Source organism: Streptomyces sp. NPDC045899 (genome assembly GCF_056431485.1).
This window is the reverse complement of the sequence record NZ_JBWKKP010000002.1, coordinates 187,392-204,997: the sequence shown is the minus strand read 5'-3', so window position 1 is coordinate 204,997 and position 17,606 is coordinate 187,392. Positions and strand designations below refer to the sequence as shown.

Here is a 17,606-nt window from a genome sequence, read left to right as displayed (position 1 = left end):
CCCCCCCCCCCCCCCCCCCCCCCCCCCACACCCCCCCCCCCCCCCCCCACCCCCCCCCCTCCCCCCCCCCCCCCCCCCCCCCCCCCCCCCCCCCCCCCCCCCCCCCCCCCCCCCCCCCCCCCCCCCCCCCCCCGGCCGTCGTATGACCCCCCGGTCGCACAACGTTCATATACGTGCCGTCATATGCCGTTGCATGGCTCCGCACGTTCGAGGGAATATCCCTTGCAGGTCGACGCCCTGTCCCGGTGGACAAGCGGGGACGGGGCATCGTCGGATTGCCAGCGGACGGCATCGTGCCGTTCGCCCGGGAGGCCCTTTGCACACGGACGACTGTGCGGATCGTGCGTATGACGCGGAGGGCCGGTGTCCGGCCTTCTCCGCAGGGCCGGGCCCGGTCCGCCCCCCGTCTGTGACGGGGGGACCTCACTCCCGCGACGCCGTCGCACCCCAACCTCTCCCGAGGGGGTACGTCCACCCGTGGTGACCAGCGCAAAACGCCGCGTGAACGACCGGCGCACCTATGTCCTCGACACCAGCGTCCTGCTGGCCGATCCAGGTGCCATGGCCCGATTCGACGAGCACGAAGTCGTGCTGCCCGTCGTCGTGGTCACGGAACTGGAGGCCAAGCGGCACCATCCGGAACTGGGGTATTTCGCCCGGCAGGCACTCCGCCTGCTCGACGAGTACCGCATCCGGTACGGCCGTCTGGACGCTCCGATCCCGATCGGCGAACTGGGTGGCACCCTGCGTGTCGAGCTGAACCACTCCGATCCCGGTGTCCTGCCGGCCGCCTTCCGGAACCATGGCGGCCAAGTGGGGGACAACGACTCGCGGATCCTCGCGGTCGCCAGAAACCTCCAGGCCGAGGGGTACGACGTCACCGTCGTCTCCAAGGACCTGCCGCTGCGCATCAAGGCGTCCTCGGTGGGTCTGCTCGCCGAGGAGTACCGCGCGGAGCTGGCGATCACCGACTCGGGCTGGACGGGGATGGCGGAGCTCGCCGTCTCCGCCGATCAGGTCGACGACCTGTTCGCCACCGAGACCGCGTTCATCCCCGAGGCGGCCGAACTGCCGGTGCACACCGGGCTGGTCCTCCAGTCCGAACGGGGCAAGGCACTGGGCCGGGTCACCCCGGACGGACAGGTGCGGCTGGTGCGCGGGGACCGTGAGGCGTTCGGCATTCACGGCCGCAGCGCCGAACAGCGCATCGCGCTGGACCTGCTGCTCGATCCCGAGGTCGGCATCCTCTCGATGGGCGGCCGGGCCGGTACGGGCAAGTCGGCGTTGGCGCTGTGCGCGGGTCTGGAAGCCGTACTGGAGCGGCGGCAGCACCGCAAGGTGATGATCTTCCGCCCCCTCTACGCGGTGGGCGGACAGGAGTTGGGCTATCTGCCCGGCAGCGAGGCCGAGAAGATGAGCCCCTGGGCTCAGGCGGTCTTCGACACGCTGTCCGCGGTGACCAGCGCCGAGGTGATCGAGGAGATCGTCGGACGCGGGATGCTGGAGGTGCTGCCGCTCACCCATATCCGCGGCCGTTCGCTCCATGACGCCTTCGTGATCGTCGATGAGGCGCAGTCCCTCGAACGGAACGTCCTGCTGACCGTTTTGTCCCGCATCGGTGCCAACTCTCGGGTGGTTCTCACCCATGATGTGGCACAGCGGGACAATCTCCGCGTCGGGCGCTATGACGGTGTGGTGGCGGTGGTCGAGAAGCTCAAGGGCCACCCGCTGTTCGCGCATGTCACGCTCAACCGTTCCGAGCGTTCACCGATCGCCGCACTGGTGACCGAAATGCTGGAGGACGGCCACATCTGAGCGGGTAGCGGCCGGTTGGGACCGGCTGAGCGACAAGACGCCGCGCGCAAGGGCCAAAGAGCCTAGTCGCGCGGCGTCTTGCTGCGCCGGGATTTCCAGAAATCCCTGGGCGTAAACGAGGTGTGAGCTTTCACACCCAGCGGAGAATTGCCTCCGGGTGTCCTCGTCCGGCAGTGTGTGGGTCCTGTCAGGCCCCGCATACGGCACTCATGTACCCCCAGCGGTACCGAAGCACAGCAGCACCAGAACTGAAGAGCGTTCGCCGTATGCCGCCCGAGCACCTCCGGGCCCTCCCGCGGGAGGACCCACCGGGCCCGTGCCTCCCGTGACCAGCCGACCCCTCCGAAGCACCACTGGGGACGGAACAAGGGGAAGCCAGCGTCAGGGGCACGATTGCGCCCGCGAGGTCACCTAAGCGGGCGATGCTGGAAGGAAACCGAGTGAGCCGGATTTCGGTCCGGGGATTCGCAGTGGCCTCGGCCACCGCGGTCACCACTGTGGGCGCCGTCGTCGGTGTCGCCGCGGGTGGCGAGCAGCAGAGCTCGTCCGACCCGATCGAGGCGACCGCCGCCGACTCGACGCTCCTCGCGGACATACCCGCCGGCCAGCAGGCCGTGGCACAGGGCGCGTCCCTGACGCAGCAGGCGGACGTGCAGTCCACCGCCGCCGACGCGGAGGCCAAGAAGTCCGCCGAGGAAGCTGCCCGCAAGCAGGCTGCCAAGGACGCGAAGGCCAAGAAGGCCGCCGCGGACAAGGCGGCTGCCGAGAAGCTGGCCAAGGAGCGCGAGGAGAAGAAGCAGGAGGTCGCGAGCCGCTCTGCGTCGCGCGACGCCGGCAGCATCCCCAAGCAGGCTTCGTACACGATCGCCGAGACGCAGTCGATCGCGCGCCAGATGATCCCCGGCGATCAGTTCCAGTGCTTCAGCAACATCGTGGACCACGAGAGCGGGTGGAACTACAAGGCCACCAACGCCTCGTCGGGTGCCTACGGTCTGGTCCAGGCGCTGCCGGGCTCCAAGATGGCCTCGGCCGGTGCCGACTGGCAGACCAACCCGGCCACCCAGATCAAGTGGGGCCTGAACTACATGAACGACCGCTACGGCAGCCCGTGTGGCGCCTGGTCGTTCTGGCAGGCCAACAACTGGTACTGATCGGAGCCGGCCGCACGGCCGACACCGACCGTCACACATCGCGAAACCCCCGGCCGCACCCGGTCGGGGGTTTCGTCTGTCCTCAGCCGGTAACGTCGTCACGGCCAGCAGAGGGAAAACGGGGGTAGAGAAAGACCAATGTCCAGATTGCCGCAATGGGTGGGCAGGCTGGGGGCCGGACTGTCCCGGCTCGCCACCCGCCTCGAGACCCAGCAGGCCGCCGCTTCCGGCGCCGACGAGGGCGCCGCGAGCGCCTCCGGCTCCGGTGCGCGCGGCCCGGCTGGAACCGGCGCTTCCGCCGGCCGCGCCGCGTCATCACCGTCCGGTCCACACGGTCCCCGTGCGGAGGCGGGCAGCGGCGAGGGCGGAACCGCTGCCGCGGAGCAGCCCGCCAGTGTTCCCGCGCCGCCCGCCTACGCGCCCGCCGTCACCGCCCGCCCCGATCCGGTGGCCGCCGTGCCCTGGGGCGTACGGGTGGCTGCCGAGGCCGGATGGCGGCTGCTGGTGCTCGCCGGAACGGTCTGGGTGCTGATGCGTGTCATCAGCTCCATCCAACTGGTGGTGCTCTCCTTCACGGTGGCGCTTCTGATCACCGCGCTGCTGGAACCGACCGTCGCCCGGTTCCGCAACCGCGGCGTCCCGCGCGGGCTGGCCACGGCCATCACCTTCATCGGCGGCTTCGTCGTCATGGGACTGGTGATCTGGTTCGTCGTCTGGCAGGTGATGGAGAACATCGACGAGGTCTCCAGCAAGCTCCAGGACGGTATCGACGATCTGCGCCGCTGGCTGCTGCACAGCCCGTTCCATGTGACCGAGGCCCAGATCAACCATGTCGCCAAGTCACTGCGCGAGGCCGTCGGCGCCAACACCGAGGAGATCACCTCGGCCGGGCTGGAGGGCGTGACGGTCGTCGTCGAGGTGCTGACCGGCATCCTGCTGACGATGTTCAGCACACTGTTCCTGCTCTACGACGGGCCGAGGATCTGGAACTGGACCCTCAAGCTGGTGCCGTCCGCCGCCCGCGAGGGTGTCGCGGGCGCGGGCCCGCGGGCCTGGGCCACCCTGACCGCCTATGTGCGCGGCACGGTGATAGTGGCTCTGATCGACGCGATCTTCATCGGTGTCGGGCTGTTCTTCCTCGATGTGCCGATGGCGGTGCCGCTCGCCGTCTTCATCTTCCTGTTCGCCTTCATCCCGCTGGTGGGTGCGGTGGTCTCCGGCGCGCTGGCGGTCGTCGTCGCGCTGGTGACCCAGGGCGTGTTCACCGGGGCGATGGTGCTGCTGGTGGTGCTGGCCGTCCAGCAGATCGAGGGCCATATCCTCCAGCCGTTCATCCTCGGCCGGGCGGTGCGGGTCCATCCGCTGGCCGTGGTGCTCTCGGTCGCGGGCGGATCGCTGATCGGCGGGATCGGCGGCGCCGTGGTCGCGGTGCCGCTGGTGGCGGTGACCAATACGGTCGTCGGCTATCTGCACGCGTACAACAAGGACAACGCCCTGCGGGCGGCCGCTCCCGGACCCGGACCGCACGGTGCCACGGCCATCGGGGTGGCGCCCACCGCGCCGCCCCCGGCCGCGCCGCCCGGTGAGGCCACCGACGGCAAGGGCAAGGGCGGGGCCAAGGACGCCGACGCGTCCGGCTGACCCGACGGTCCCGCGGAACGACGACGAGGGGCGCCCCACCGCCGTGGCGGTGGGGCGCCCCTCGTCGTATGTGCGACCGGTGCCGCTCGGCTCAGCCGTTCGCGGCGAGGGTGGCCTCGGCGTCCAGCGTGGCGCCGACGGCCTGGAGCACGGAAGCGATCTTGAAGACTTCCTGGATCGTCTCGCGGTCCACACCGGCCTTGCGGAGCACCTGCTCATGCGAGTCCAGGCACATACCGCAGCCGTTGATCGCGGAGACGGCCAGCGACCACAGCTCGAAGTCGACCTTCTCCACACCCGGGTTGCCGATGACGTTCATCCGCAGACCCGCGCGCAGGTTGTTGTACTCCGGGTCGGACAGCAGGTGCCGGGTCCGGTAGAACACGTTGTTCATCGCCATGACGGCCGCGGCCGACTTGGCGGCGGTGTACGCCTCCGGCGACAGGTTCGCCCTGGCCTCCGGCTCCAGCTCCGCCAGCACCCGCGGCGAACGCGAGGCGATCGCGCAGGAGAGGACGGTGCCCCACAGCTGCTGCTGCGGGAGCTCGGAGTTGCCGATCACCGAACCGAGGTTCAGCTTGAGGTCCTTGGCGTAGTCCGGAAGCGCGGACTTCAGCTCATCGAGTGCCATTCAGCTCACCTTCACTCGCCGGAGAGGAGCTTGACCGGGTCGAGGGTGTCCTCGCCCTTGCTCCAGTTGCACGGGCACAGCTCGTCGGTCTGCAGGGCGTCCAGCACCCGCAGGACCTCCTTGGGGTTACGGCCCACGGAACCCGCCGTCACCATGGTGAACTGGATCTCGTTGTTCGGGTCCACGATGAAGACGGCGCGCTGGGCGAAGCCGTCCTCGCCCTCGATGCCGAGGTCGCGCATCAGCTCGTGCTTGGAGTCGGCCAGCATCGGGAAGGGCAGGTCACGCAGATCGGCGTGGTCCTTGCGCCAGGCGTGGTGGACGAACTCGGAGTCACCGGAGAAACCGAGGACCTGCGCGTCACGGTCGGCGAACTCGTCGTTCAGCTTGCCGAACGCGGCGATCTCGGTCGGGCACACGAAGGTGAAGTCCTTGGGCCACGCGAACACGACCTTCCACTTGCCCTCGTAGGTCTTGTGGTTGATCTGCTCGAACTCCTGGCCGGTCTCCAGCGAAACGCAGGCGGTCAGGTCGTACTCGGGGAACTTGTCACCGACAGTGAGCACGCGCTCTCCTTGCAGCTTTCGGGTAGGAAGCCCTTTTGATCTGGGATTCCATGGGGTTGGACGAGTCCCACCCTGGCACAGCTGGCATTGATCAGTGAAATAGCTAGACTCGGTGATGTTGATTGGAGGTGGTTATCAGTGGCCGTACCCACTGCTCCGGGCAAACCGCGGCAGCCCAGTCTGTCCCAGCTCAGGGCCTTCGCCGCGGTCGCGGAGCATCTGCACTTCCGGGACGCCGCGGCCGCCATCGGGATGAGCCAGCCCGCGCTCTCCGGCGCCGTCGCCGCCCTGGAGGAGACCCTCGGGGTGCAACTGCTGGAGCGTACGACGCGCAAGGTGCTGCTCAGCCCGGCGGGGGAGCGGCTGGCCGCGCGGGCCCGCACCGTCCTGGAGGCGGTCGGTGAGCTGATGGAGGAGGCGGAGGCAGCCCGGGCGCCCTTCACGGGCGTGCTGCGGCTCGGGGTGATCCCGACCGTGGCGCCCTATCTGCTGCCGACCGTGCTGCGGCTGGTGCACCAGAACTACCCCGACCTCGATCTCCAGGTCTACGAGGAGCAGACCGCCTCGCTGCTGGACGGACTGGCCCACGGACGGCTGGACCTGCTGCTGCTCGCGGTGCCGCTCGGCGCCCCCGGCGTGGTCGAGCTGCCGCTGTTCGACGAGGACTTCGTCCTGGTCATGCCGCAGGACCACTGGCTGGGCGGACGCAGCGACATCCCGCGCGACGCGCTCAAGGAGCTGGATCTGCTGCTCCTGGACGAGGGCCACTGTCTGCGTGACCAGGCGCTGGACATCTGCCGGGAGGCGGGCCGGACCGAGGGCGCCCCGGTGACCACCAGCGCCGCCGGGCTCGCCACCCTGGTGCAGCTGGTCGCGGGCGGGCTCGGGGTGACCCTGCTGCCGCGCACCGCGCTGCGGGTGGAGACCGGCCGCGGCGACCATCTGACCACCGGCTGGTTCGCCGATCCGGCGCCCTCCCGGCGGATCGCCCTGGCCATGCGCGCGGGCGCCGCGCGAGCGGAGGAGTTCGAGACCTTCGCCTCCGCGCTGCGCGACGCCCTGCGTCCGCTCCCGGTGCGCATCACCTCGTGATGCGCACCGGCCCCTGTGGTGCGGTGTGGACGGCTACTCGGTGCGCAGCCCCTCCGGGCGCATCATGCGCCACAGCGGCGGCAGACTCACCAGGGTCACCAGGGCGATGACGCCCGCGCCCACACCGGTCATCAGGCTCAGGCTCGACCAGTCCACGGTCCAGGGCTCATCGATCATCTTCAGCAGCAGCGTGCCCAGGGCGAGACCACCCGCGATCGACAGCGCCAGGCCCAGGACCACCGGGACCGCGGTCTGCCACAGCACGGACCAGCTGAGGGTGGAGCGGCGGGTGCCGAAGGCCACCAGGACGGACAGCAGCCGCTTGCGCTCGCGCAGTTGCTCCAGCGTTGAGACGATCATGCTGGCCCCGATGAGCAGCAGGGTCGCGGTGGCGCCGATGAGCAGCGCCTTGCGGAGCGTCGCGAACTGATTGGACTCCGAGGTGCTGGTCAGGGTGTACACGTCCATCGTCGGGGAGAGTGTCGCGCTGGTGTTCCACGCGTACTCCTGCGCGTCCGGCACCTTCGGGTCCAGTACCAGCATGGCCTGGGCCGTGGGGTCGCTGAGCCGGGAGACCTCCAGGGCGCCCGGGGTGGCCAGGACGCCGGGGTTCTCCGAACCCTGCGGGTCCGTCCTCGTCTTCACGACCTCGGCCGAGCGCGGGACGGTCCACAGCCTCGGGTTCTTGTCCACCGGACTGCCGTCCCCGTCCAGCCGCAGATTGAGCCCCACACCGGGCTTGAGGAACGAGGGCTCCTCCGGGGCGTACATCTCGGACGAGGCCTCGGCCACGAAGACATCGCCGTCGGAGCAGTGGCGGAGCCGGGCCATCTCGCGCAGGGTGGCGCAGTCGGCGACCGTGATCGACTCCGTCGGACGGTCGTCGGAGGCCTGCTTCTTCTTGGGGTGGGCCTCGGCCGCGTACGCCGTGGTGGTGCCGAGCACCTGGCGTACGCCCTTGGTGGCGCGGTACTTGGCGAAGGTGGCCGCGGCCTGCTGCCCGTTGTCGACTTCGAGGCTCGCGGCCATCTGGGCGCGGTACGGGTCCTGGCCGGTGGACCTGGTCTGGTTGTCCTGCACGGTGGCGAAGAGCATCTGGATCGCGATGGCCCCGGCGACGGCGACGGTGATACCGCTCACCGCACGGGCCGCCGTACCGCTGCTGAGCTGGAGCCGCCGGGTGGCGAGCTGCCAGGGCACCGGACCCTTGCCGAACTTCTCGACGACGGCTTCGACCAGCCAGGGCAGCAGCGCCGTGGTCCCGATCAGCGTCAGGACCGCGCCGGCCGCCGCCTGGTAGACCTCCCGGTCCCCGCTGCTGCTGTTCGCGCCGAAGCCGCCCGCCAGCGGCAGCAGCAGCCCGATGCCGAGCACCGGGAGGAGCAGTCGCCACCACAGCCGGCGGCGGCGCGGGGTGGCGTTGCGCACGACGCCCAGTGGTTCGATGGCGATCCCGCGCAGCGCGATCAGGGTGACGACCACGGCCGAGGCGGGTACGACCACCGCGATGAGCAGCGCCAGCGGCACGGACGGACGGATGTCGGCGGCGAAGAAGCTGGCGTCGAAGAGCACGACCTTGCTGGCCAGCTCGCGCGCCCCGAGGAACAGCAGCCCACCGGTCACCAGCCCGAGGAGTGAGCCGCAGAGCGACTCCCCGGCGGCCACCCGCCGGGTCATATGGCTGTCCGCGCCCACCAGGCGCAGGGCCGCCAGCCGTCGGTCGCGCCGCTCGCCGCCGAAGCGCGCGGCGGTCGCGATGAAGATCATGACGGGGAGCAGCAGCACCACACAGCCGACGATGACCAGCAGCAGCACCCCGGGGTTGATGGGGCTGCTGGAGGGCGGGGAGCCCCAGTGGTCGATGCGCTGGCCCTTGTCGTGTGCGAACACGGCGCCGTCGACACCCGCGTAGTACCGCAGATCGGCCGGGCCGGACAGCCCGCTGTCGGCGATGGTGCCGACGACGCGGTAGGGCAGCCGCTCACGCAGCAGCTTGTTGTCGCCGAGCAGCTTCTTCAGGGCGGGGGAGACCCATATCTCGCCGGGGGCCGGGACCCGGTCCACCCCCGGGGGCTCGGGCGGGTTGTTCCCGTCGGGGGCCAGCACCTTGCCCTCGATGTCGTCCGAGCGGAACGTGGTGTTCGCGTCGGCGACCCTCAAGGTGTCCGGTCCCGCCGCCACCTCGGTGGTGGGAACGGTGTCGTAGGTCGAGCGGGCGGCGCCGCGGTCCTCACGGAGGTCGTAGGCGTTGGGGGCGGAGGCGGCGAACAGCAGCAGCACCACGCCGAGTCCCACCCCGACCGCCGTCATGATGGTCCTGGCCCAGCTCTCCCGGCCGCCGGTGACGGCGAACCGGGCGCCCATGGCGAGGTCGGCGGTCCAGCGGGCGAAGGCGCCGCGCGACGGGGTCGCGGGCCGGTCCGACGGCCGGGTTCCCTGGTCGGTCATCGCACGCCCGCCATGTCCCGCGCCTTGCCGTCGCGCACCACGACCTCGCGGTCGGAGTAGGCGGCGACCCGGGCCTCATGGGTGACCAGGACCACCGCGGCACGGGTCTCCCGGGCCGCCTCGGTGAGCAGCTCCATCACCCGTTCCCCGTTGAGCGAGTCCAGCGCTCCGGTGGGCTCGTCGGCGAACAGTACCCGCGGGTTGGTGACCAGCGAACGGGCGACGGCGACGCGCTGCCCCTGACCGCCCGAGACCTCACCGGGGCGCTTGGCGCCGACGTCCGCGACCTCCAGCCGCTCCAGCCAGGTCAGCGCACGGGCCTCGGCCTCCTTGCGCTTGACACCGTTCAGCCGCAGCGGGAGCGCCACGTTCTCCACACAGTTCAGCTCGGGTACGAGCTGGCCGAACTGGAAGACGAAGCCGAACTCGCCGCGGCGCAGGCTGCTGCGCTCGGCGTCCGACATCGCGGACAGATCGCGCCCGCCGTAGTACACCGAGCCCGAGTCCGGGGTGACGATCCCGGCCAGACAGTGCAGCAGGGTCGACTTGCCGGAACCGGAGGGGCCCATCACCGCGACGACCTCGCCGGGGTGGATGGAGAAGTGCGCACCATCGAGTGCGGGGGTGGGGCCGTAGGCCTTGTGGAGGCCGTCGGCGACGAGCAGTGAACCCGCGGGAGTCATGAACGTACCGCCTTGCTGAGTTGGCCGAGGCGGGCGGCGGTCAGCTCCAGCCAGCGCAGATCGGCCTCGAGATGGAACAGCGCGTGATCGCAGATCAGTTGGTCGCTGAGGTCACCCGCGCGCTTGCGCTGGGTGAGGTCGCGCATCAGCCGCAGGTGTTCGGCCCGCTGGACGTCGAGCAGATCGGCCGCGTCGCGTCCGGTGAGCAGCGCGAGGACGACCTTGGTGTAGAGCACCGACTGCAGGTACGGCTCGGGCTTCTCGGGCTGGGCGAGCCACTGTTCGACGTCGGTGATGCCCGCGTCGGTGATGGCGTAGCGCTTGCGCTCCGGGCCGCCGCCGTGCTCGATGCCGTCGACCTCGACGAGACCGTTCTTCAGCAGGCGCGACATCGTCGAGTAGACCTGCCCGTAGTGGAGCGGGCGGTCATGACCGAATCGTTCGTCGAAGGCCCGCTTGAGGTCGTAGCCGTGGCGCGGGCCGGACTCCAGGAGTCCGAGCAGAGTGTGGCCGATGGACATGCGCGGCACTCTACACGATGGGTATACGTCGTGTGTATAGACGCGGTGAAGAGTGTGTTTGCACAGGTCAGGAAGGCGCGGAAGAAAAGGGTGCGCCGGGGCCGGCTGACCGGTCGGCCGACCGGTCAGCCGGGCTCACCCGGGGTGGTGTCACGCGGCGGACGGCCGCGGCGTGGGATCGGCTGTGCCGCTCCGGGCAGCCGGCCCGCGTCCGCGAGCGCCTTGCGCAGCAGGAACTCGATCTGTGCGTTGGCGCTGCGCAGCTCGTCGTTGGCCCAGCGGGCGAGCGCGTCGTGCACGGCCGGGTCGAGCCGCAGCAGCATCTGCTTGCGCTGCTGCCGCGGCCGCCGCGGCTGCCGTTCGGGCGGCCGCGCCGGCTCGGCGTGCTCGGCGGGGCGCTCGTGATCCGTCACTGGTAGAGCGTGCCGGTGTTGAGGACGGGCTGCGGCGAGCGGTCGCCGCACAGCACCACCATCAGATTGCTGACCATCGCGGCCTTGCGTTCCGCGTCCAGCTCCACGATCTCCTCCTCGGTGATCCGGGCCAGTGCCGCCTCGACCATGCCGACCGCGCCGTCCACGATCTGGCGGCGCGCGGCGACCACGGCGCCCGCCTGCTGCCGCTGGAGCATCGCGGAGGCGATCTCCGGAGCGTAGGCGAGGTGGGTGAAGCGCGACTCGACAATGCGCACACCGGCGGCCTCGACCCGGGCGTGCAGCTCCGCGGCCAGCTTCTCGGTGATCTCCTCGGCGTTGCCGCGCAGCGACAGACCGTCCTCGTCATGGGCGTCATAGGGGTACTCGATGGCGATGTGGCGCACCGCGGCCTCGGTCTGGGTGGCGACGAACTCCAGGAAGTCGTCCACCTCGAACATGGCCTGCGCGGTGTCCTCGACCTTCCATACGACCACCGCGGCCAGCTCGATCGGATTGCCGTAGGCGTCATTGACCTTGAGCACCGCGGTCTCGTGGTTGCGCACGCGGGTGGAGATCTTCTCCCGGCTGGTGAGCGGATTCACCCAGCGCAGACCGTCGGTGCGGATGGTGCCCCGGTAGCGGCCGAAGAGCTGGACGACCCGGGCCTCACCCGGGGCGATGGTGTTCAGTCCGCACATCGTGATCAGCGCGGTGAGGGCCGCCAGGATCCCGGCGACGATCAGCGCGGTCGACGCGGCGCCCTTGTCCTCGGAGGCGACCGCCGCCCCGGCGAGGATCAGCCCGGCTCCGGCGACGACCCCGAGCAGACCGCCCAGCAGGGCGAGGCCGCCGCTGACGTGGCGGGCGGGCCGCTCGTGTATCCGGGGTTCGGCGGGGGGTGCGGTGGCGGTGGTGGCGTCGGACATGGCGGTCCCCGTGTTCTCTCGAAGACCCGGCGCTGCCATCCAGCGGCCGGCGTCTAGCAAAGTGATATCAGATTAGCGACGCCGACAACCCTGCGCACCCCTCAGTCGTCAGTTCTCTTGAGGTAGGTGCTCTTTGTCACCTTCGGAAAAAGCGAGATCGATGACCATTTGCGGGTGGTTGCGGTGTTAGCTTCGTGAGCTGGGCTGGGGAGCTTACGAACTGGAACGGCAGGAGAGATGGGTAGAGCCGAAGAGCGGCGCGCACGGGAGCAGGGCGCCCGCAAGGCCAAGAAGGCCGGAAAGAAGGGGGGCATACGCCGCTTCTTCACCTGGAAGAAGATCCTCGCGTATGTCGTCACCTTCTGTGCACTGCTCGTCGGAGGGTTCTTCGCGCTCTACCTGCTGGTAGACGTCCCCCCGGCCAACGCTCAGGCCAGGAAAGAAGCCAATATCTTCAAGTACAGCGACGGCTCGATCATGGCCAAGGACGGCGATGTCAACCGTGAGTCCGTACCGCTGAGCAAGATCCCCAAGGCGGTGCAGCACAGCTTCGTCGCCGCGGAGAACAAGGACTTCTACTCCGACTCGGGCGTCTCCTTCACCGGCACCGCCCGTGGCCTGATCAACACGGCGCTCGGCAGGGGCAAGCAGGGTGGTTCGACCATCACCCAGCAGTATGTGAAGAACTACTACCTCAGCCAGGAGCAGACCGTCACCCGCAAGGCCAAGGAGCTGGTGATCTCCCTCAAGGTGGATCAGCAGAAGTCCAAGGACTACATCCTGGCCGGGTACATCAACACCAGCTACTACGGCCGGAACGCCTACGGCATCCAGGCCGCCGCCCGTGCGTACTACAACAAGGACGCCGAGAAGCTCAGTGTGGCGGAGGGCGCCTATCTCGCCGCGCTGCTCCAGGCGCCGAGCCAGTACGACTACTCGACCGCGGGCCCCAACGGCAAGAAGATGGTCGAGGCCCGCTGGAACTACATCCTCGACAACATGGTCGAGAAGGACTGGCTGTCCAGGAGCGCCCGCCAGGACACGAAGTTCAAGACGCCCATCGACCCGCGTCCGATCCCCGGACTCGACGGTCAGACCGGGTACTTCATCGAGGCCGCCAAGAAGGAGCTGTTCAAGGCGGGTGTGGATGAGCGGGAGTTCGAGGCCGGCGGCTGGACGATCACTCTCAACATCGACCGCAAGAAGCAGAAGTCGCTGGAGAAGGCGGTCCGCACCCAGCTGACCGACAAGCTGGACCCCAGCAAGCGCAAGGTCGACAAGCACGCCCAGGTCGGCGCGGTCTCGGTGGACCCCAAGACCGGTGGTGTGGTGGCCATGTACGGCGGTGCGGGCTACACCAAGCACTGGACCAACAACGCGACGCGTGAGGACTACCAGCCCGCCTCCACCTTCAAACCGCTGATCCTCGCCTCCGCGCTGGAGAACGAATCCACCACCCAGGACGGCACCCCGATCACCGCCGACACCGTCTACGACGGCACCAGCAAGCGGCCGGTGAAGGGCAGCTCCGTCGGGTTCGCACCGGAGAACGAGGACGACAGGTCCTACGGCCCGGTCAGCGTCCAGAAGGCGATGAACCTGTCGATCAACTCCGTCTACGCGCAGATGGCCGTGGACGTGGGCCTGCCCAAGGTCAAGTCGACCGCCGTCGGTCTCGGGATGAACGGCAAGGCCGGAGGCTTCGGTGAGCACCCCGCGATGTCGCTGGGCTCGATGGGCGCCAGCCCGCTGCATATGGCCGGGGTCTACGCGACCCTCGACAACCACGGCAAGAAGGTCACCCCGGCGATCGTGAAGTCCGCCGAGAAGGGCGATGAGCAGGCCGAGCTGCCCGACCCGACCAACGGCCAGGCGATCAGCCGCGGCGCCGCCGACGCGGTGACCTCCGTCCTCACCGGTGTGGTCGCCGACGGCACCGGCCAGGCCGTGAAGCGCCAGGGCATGGACGTGGCGGGCAAGACGGGTACCTCGGACGACAACAAGTCCGCCTGGTTCACCGGCTACACCCCCGGTCTGGTCACCTCCGTCGGTATGTTCGGTGAGGTCCCGGGCGGCAAACAGGTCACCCTCAAGGGCACCGGTGGCGGCGGCCGGGTCAACGGCTCCGGCTACCCGGCCTCGATCTGGGGGTCCTACATGGGCGCCGCGGCGGACGACACCAAGGACACCGAGTTCGACCTGGAGGTGGACGAGCCCGTACCGCCGACCACCTCACCCTCCACGTCGCCGGAGCCGACGGAGTCGGAGAGCACGTCGCCGACGCCGACGCCGAGTGACTCCGAGAGCGAGTCGACGTCCCCGACGCCGTCCGAGTCGACGCCGACCACCACACCGTCCAGCCCGGAGACCACTCCGCCGGACGACGAGACACCGACCACCCCGACGACCCCGGTCACCCCACCGGACGACGAGGGCCTCCCGGGCAACAAGCGCCAGGAGCCATGAGGACAGCGGGCCCCGAGCCGAACGGCTCGGGGCCCGATGCCTTCCGGGGGCGGCGGCTCAGGACGGCATGGCCAGCTCGAACCAGACCACCTTGCCGGTGCTCAGCCGGGTGGCGCCCCAGCGCCGGGCCATCCGGTTGACCAGGTACAGTCCGCGGCCGCCCTCGTCGGACGGCCGGGCCTGGCGCAGCCGCGGGAGCTGCGGTACGTCGTCGCCGACCTCACAGCGCAGGACGTCGGTGCGCAGCAGCCGCAGGGTGATCGGCCGTTCCGCGTAGCGCACGGCGTTGGTGACCACCTCGCTCACCAGCAGTTCCACCGCGTCCGTCAGATCGTCCAGATCCCAGCGGGCCAGGGCGCGGCGGGCCAGCCGGCGGGCCTGTCCGGCGGTCTGCGCCTTGGGGTCCAGGAACCAGTACGCGACATCGCTGGGCGCGATGCCCTCGAACCGGGCCGCCAGCAGCGCCACGTCGTCATCGCGGTCGCCGGGCCCCAGCATGTCCAGCACCTCGTCGCACAGCGGCTCCAGCGGCGGCGGGTTGGGGCCGGTGAGCCGCGCGGTGGCGGTCAGCCGCTCCCGCAGCTGCTCGATCCCGGTCCAGACGTCGCGCATCCGCGACTCGACCAGACCGTCGGTGTAGAGCATCAGCGTGGCCCCGGCCGGGGCGTCCAGCTCGACCGCCTCGAAGTCGACCCCGCCGACGCCGATGGGCGCGCCGGGCGGCACCCGCAGCACCTCGGCCCGGCCGCCCCGGTGCAGCAACAGGGGCGGCGGATGGCCCGCGTTGGCCACCACGATGCGGTGCGCGACCGGGTCGTAGACCGCGTACAGACAGGTGGCCATACGGTCCGTGCCCAGCCGCTGGGCCTGTTCGTCGAGGTGGTGCAGCACCTCCTGCGGCGGCAGGTCGAGTCCGGCCAGGGTCTGGGCGGTGGTGCGCAGCTGGCCCATGATCGCGGCGGAGGTCATCGAGTGGCCCATCACATCGCCGACGACCAGTGCCACCCGGTTGCCCGGCAGCGGGATCGCGTCGTACCAGTCACCGCCGACCCGGGCGGTCTCCGCGGCGGGCAGATAGCGGCTGGCCAGCCGGACGCCGGTGGGCTGCGGCAGCGAGTCGGGCAGCATGGTGCGCTGGAGCTCGTCCGCGATGTAGACCTCGCGTCCGTAGAGCACCGCCTTGTCCACCCCGAGCGCGGTGTGGGTGGCCAGCTGGGCCGCGACCAGTAGGTCGTCCGGTTCGAACGGCGGCCGGTCCGGGCGGCGGACGAACACCGCCGCGCCGATCACCCGGCGGCGGCCGCGCAGCGGTGCCAGCACGGTGCGCTGGCCGGTGGCCACCGAGGTGCTGTCGCCGAGCAGTTCGGGCAGGGCGGCGCGGGCGGCCAGGGAGTCGCCGAAGACCGGCCGCACCCCGCGCAGCACCTCGGCCAGCGGACCGCCCGCCTCCACCTCGCACAGCTCGGCCGCCGGACCGCCGCCCACCGCGGGCGACAGATCCGGCTGGGAGGGCATCAGCGGCAGCCGTCCGCTGTCGGTGTCCGGGTCCAGCGGGATCCGGTCGGTACGGCGCAGCCGCAGCACCACCGGGCCCACCGGGCGCTCGTCGCCCACCGGGAGCGGATCGCGCAGATAGACCAGGATCGCGTCGGCGAAGGTGGGCACGGTGGCCCGGCACAGGCCGAGCACGATCTCGTCGAGGTCGATACCGCGGGCGATCCGACGGGTGGCCGCGCCGACGAAGCGCAGCCGGTCCCCGCCGCGGTCCCGGGCGGCGGCCGTCTCGGCCGCGCCGGCACCGCCGGCGCCACCGGCCGGGGGCACCGCGGGCATACCGCCGCCGGACCCGGTGTACGCGACCTCTCCGGCCGCCGTGGCCACCGCGTCCGCCGACTCCACCGGCTGGGCGGGGTGTTCACCCGCGGCGGCGCCGGGGCGGCCGGTGTCCCGGTGCCCGGCGTCCGGCGCGCGCCCGTCCCGCTCCGGGGAGCCGTCACGCGCTCCGGGTCGGCGTGCCGCGCCTCTGGCGGCGTTGCGGTCCGCGTCCCACACAGGTTCGCCCTCCGGTGTGCCGTGCTCCGGCTGTGCCGGGTGCTCGCTGTGCGCCGCGCTCCGGCGCTCGGTACCTCCACCACCGCGCGGGGCGGTCTCGGCCGCGCCCTGGCCGCGCCGCCTGGCCCGCGCCGAGCCCCGAGGGGCGGCGGGCTCCTCGTCCCGGCCCGGTGCGCCGTCCCCGGCCGGTGCCGCGGACGGCCCGTCCCCGGGGGACGCCGGTCGCGGCCGTCCACCGTCCGGCTCCTGGCCGGGCGCGGCCGTCCGCCGCACGGCGGTCCGCGGGTCCGGGACCGCGCCGTGCGCGTCCTCGGGCAGGCCCGAGGCGGCGGCAGGGGTGGCAGCCTGTCGCCTGTTGGGGGAGGTCGGGTGCTCCGTCACGCGTGGGTTTCCATCCGTCCGGGGCCGTGCGCCCTGGTGTGGGGGGCGCACCGTGTGTCAGGCACGTCGTCGGCAGTGCAGATAGAGCTGGATCTCGGGCGGTACGTCGGTGCTCGCCGGGGCGTACGCGTGCGAGTCCTCTCCGGTGATCTCGAAGCCCGCGTCACTGACGACCTGTCGGAGATCCTCCCGCAGATAGCCGGACACCCGGACCGAGTTGCCGAGGAAAGGGATGGCGAAGTCGTCGACGTCCGCCTCCACCATGCCGAGCACCATCGCTCCGCCGGGTCTGAGCACCGCGTGCAGCGCCCGCAGCGCGTAGGGAATCTCCGCGCGGGGCAGCAGGACCAGGGCGAAGAAGGCGGCGATGCCGTCGAAGGGGCCGAGTTCACGCGTCCCTCCGGGGCCGTGCCGTCCGCCGGACCGCAGATCGACGATGTCCACCTGGTGGAACTCGGCGCCGGGGACGTTGTCCCGGGCCAGCTTGAGCATGCCCGGCGATATGTCGATGCCGGTGACCCGGTGCCCGGCCTCGGCGAGCTGACGGGCCGTGGGCAGTCCGGTGCCACAGCCGACGTCCAGCACCCGGGAGCCGGGAGCGAGTGCGTCGGCCAGCCACTGACCCGCCTTGACCTGGCCTTCCTTATGCGGAAAGGCTTCGTCGTAACGGTCGCCTATCGCGTCGAAGGCTTCGGCCTGGCCGCTGCGGTCCAGCGCCAGACGGTCGAAGTCCCGGTACCCCTCGTAGCCGTCGCCGTAGTCGTCCTCACTGCTCACGACTCCGCCCCTCCTGTGACATTGCGTCAGATCTTGCGCA

Annotated in this window: 14 protein-coding genes; 5 read left to right on the top strand and 9 right to left on the bottom strand. The window is 70.7% G+C overall.

Translation table 11 applies throughout. The annotated features are described in order from the left end of the window. The first annotated feature begins 477 nt into the window (after nt 1–477). From AC07FT_RS03425 to AC07FT_RS03415, 3 genes are all read left to right on the top strand, one after another. On the top strand, nt 478–1,815 hold the full coding sequence (locus tag AC07FT_RS03425) for a PhoH family protein (protein WP_254738037.1): 1,338 nt from the start codon (nt 478–480) through the stop codon (nt 1,813–1,815). A gap of 440 nt (nt 1,816–2,255) precedes the next feature. Beyond that, entirely contained in the window at nt 2,256–2,966 is a 711-nt protein-coding gene (locus AC07FT_RS03420; RefSeq protein ID WP_471194158.1) for an aggregation-promoting factor C-terminal-like domain-containing protein, read from the top strand. Nucleotides 2,967–3,104: 138 nt separating this feature from the next. Further along, the gene (locus AC07FT_RS03415; RefSeq protein ID WP_479173620.1) at nt 3,105–4,607 is read left to right on the top strand and encodes an AI-2E family transporter; all 1,503 of its coding nucleotides are present in this window, start codon (nt 3,105–3,107) and stop codon (nt 4,605–4,607) included. A gap of 91 nt (nt 4,608–4,698) precedes the next feature. Here the strand turns inward: AC07FT_RS03415 and AC07FT_RS03410 are convergent, their stop codons facing one another. Further along, the gene (locus AC07FT_RS03410; protein ID WP_479173618.1) at nt 4,699–5,238 is read right to left on the bottom strand and encodes an alkyl hydroperoxide reductase; all 540 of its coding nucleotides are present in this window, start codon (nt 5,236–5,238) and stop codon (nt 4,699–4,701) included. Nucleotides 5,239–5,249: 11 nt separating this feature from the next. Further along, nucleotides 5,250–5,804: a peroxiredoxin gene (locus AC07FT_RS03405; RefSeq protein ID WP_254738041.1), complete on the bottom strand. Its 555-nt coding sequence runs from the start codon at nt 5,802–5,804 to the stop codon at nt 5,250–5,252. Nucleotides 5,805–5,942: 138 nt separating this feature from the next. Here AC07FT_RS03405 and AC07FT_RS03400 point away from each other — a divergent pair, with 138 nt between their 5' ends. Beyond that, on the top strand, nt 5,943–6,896 hold the full coding sequence (locus AC07FT_RS03400; protein WP_471194152.1) for a LysR substrate-binding domain-containing protein: 954 nt from the start codon (nt 5,943–5,945) through the stop codon (nt 6,894–6,896). A gap of 33 nt (nt 6,897–6,929) precedes the next feature. Here the strand turns inward: AC07FT_RS03400 and AC07FT_RS03395 are convergent, their stop codons facing one another. The 5 genes from AC07FT_RS03395 to AC07FT_RS03375 all read right to left on the bottom strand — a co-directional run bounded on the left by AC07FT_RS03395 (nt 6,930) and on the right by AC07FT_RS03375 (nt 11,890). Then, on the bottom strand, nt 6,930–9,344 hold the full coding sequence (locus AC07FT_RS03395) for an ABC transporter permease (RefSeq protein WP_479173615.1): 2,415 nt from the start codon (nt 9,342–9,344) through the stop codon (nt 6,930–6,932). Beyond that, a complete protein-coding gene (locus AC07FT_RS03390) occupies nt 9,341–10,027 on the bottom strand; it encodes an ABC transporter ATP-binding protein (RefSeq protein ID WP_471194148.1) in 687 nt (228 codons plus the stop codon). The genes AC07FT_RS03395 and AC07FT_RS03390 overlap by 4 nt, the downstream gene beginning before the upstream one ends. After that, entirely contained in the window at nt 10,024–10,548 is a 525-nt protein-coding gene (locus tag AC07FT_RS03385) for a PadR family transcriptional regulator (protein ID WP_471194146.1), read from the bottom strand. The genes AC07FT_RS03390 and AC07FT_RS03385 overlap by 4 nt, the downstream gene beginning before the upstream one ends. Before the next feature lie 125 nt (nt 10,549–10,673). Further along, the gene (locus tag AC07FT_RS03380) at nt 10,674–10,961 is read right to left on the bottom strand and encodes a type II toxin-antitoxin system antitoxin (RefSeq protein WP_479173613.1); all 288 of its coding nucleotides are present in this window, start codon (nt 10,959–10,961) and stop codon (nt 10,674–10,676) included. Beyond that, a complete protein-coding gene (locus AC07FT_RS03375) occupies nt 10,958–11,890 on the bottom strand; it encodes an SPFH domain-containing protein (protein WP_479173611.1) in 933 nt (310 codons plus the stop codon). Before AC07FT_RS03375 ends, AC07FT_RS03380 begins: the two co-directional genes overlap by 4 nt. A gap of 237 nt (nt 11,891–12,127) precedes the next feature. Here AC07FT_RS03375 and AC07FT_RS03370 point away from each other — a divergent pair, with 237 nt between their 5' ends. Next, nucleotides 12,128–14,356, top strand: a complete 2,229-nt coding sequence (locus AC07FT_RS03370) for a transglycosylase domain-containing protein (RefSeq protein WP_479173609.1) — start codon at nt 12,128–12,130, stop codon at nt 14,354–14,356. A gap of 57 nt (nt 14,357–14,413) precedes the next feature. On the opposite strand, the gene AC07FT_RS03365 is transcribed toward AC07FT_RS03370, so the two are convergent. Together AC07FT_RS03365 and AC07FT_RS03360 are read right to left on the bottom strand one after the other, a co-directional pair. Continuing rightward, entirely contained in the window at nt 14,414–16,789 is a 2,376-nt protein-coding gene (locus tag AC07FT_RS03365; RefSeq protein WP_479173607.1) for a SpoIIE family protein phosphatase, read from the bottom strand. Between the two features lie 57 nt (nt 16,790–16,846). Further along, nucleotides 16,847–17,566 (bottom strand): class I SAM-dependent DNA methyltransferase, encoded by a 720-nt coding sequence (locus AC07FT_RS03360; protein WP_479173606.1) that lies wholly within the window; start codon nt 17,564–17,566, stop codon nt 16,847–16,849. Between the last annotated feature and the right edge of the window lie 40 nt (nt 17,567–17,606).

Excerpts from the sequence above, each read along its gene's own strand:
- AC07FT_RS03395 (WP_479173615.1), bottom strand. The coding sequence starts at position 9,344 with ATGACCGACCAGGGAACCCGGCCGTCGGACCGGCCCGCGACCCCGTCG.
- AC07FT_RS03370 (WP_479173609.1), top strand. The coding sequence starts at position 12,128 with ATGGGTAGAGCCGAAGAGCGGCGCGCACGGGAGCAGGGCGCCCGCAAG.
- AC07FT_RS03390 (WP_471194148.1), bottom strand. The coding sequence starts at position 10,027 with ATGACTCCCGCGGGTTCACTGCTCGTCGCCGACGGCCTCCACAAGGCC.
- AC07FT_RS03385 (WP_471194146.1), bottom strand. The coding sequence starts at position 10,548 with ATGTCCATCGGCCACACTCTGCTCGGACTCCTGGAGTCCGGCCCGCGC.
- AC07FT_RS03375 (WP_479173611.1), bottom strand. The coding sequence starts at position 11,890 with ATGTCCGACGCCACCACCGCCACCGCACCCCCCGCCGAACCCCGGATA.
- AC07FT_RS03415 (WP_479173620.1), top strand. The coding sequence starts at position 3,105 with ATGTCCAGATTGCCGCAATGGGTGGGCAGGCTGGGGGCCGGACTGTCC.
- AC07FT_RS03410 (WP_479173618.1), bottom strand. The coding sequence starts at position 5,238 with ATGGCACTCGATGAGCTGAAGTCCGCGCTTCCGGACTACGCCAAGGAC.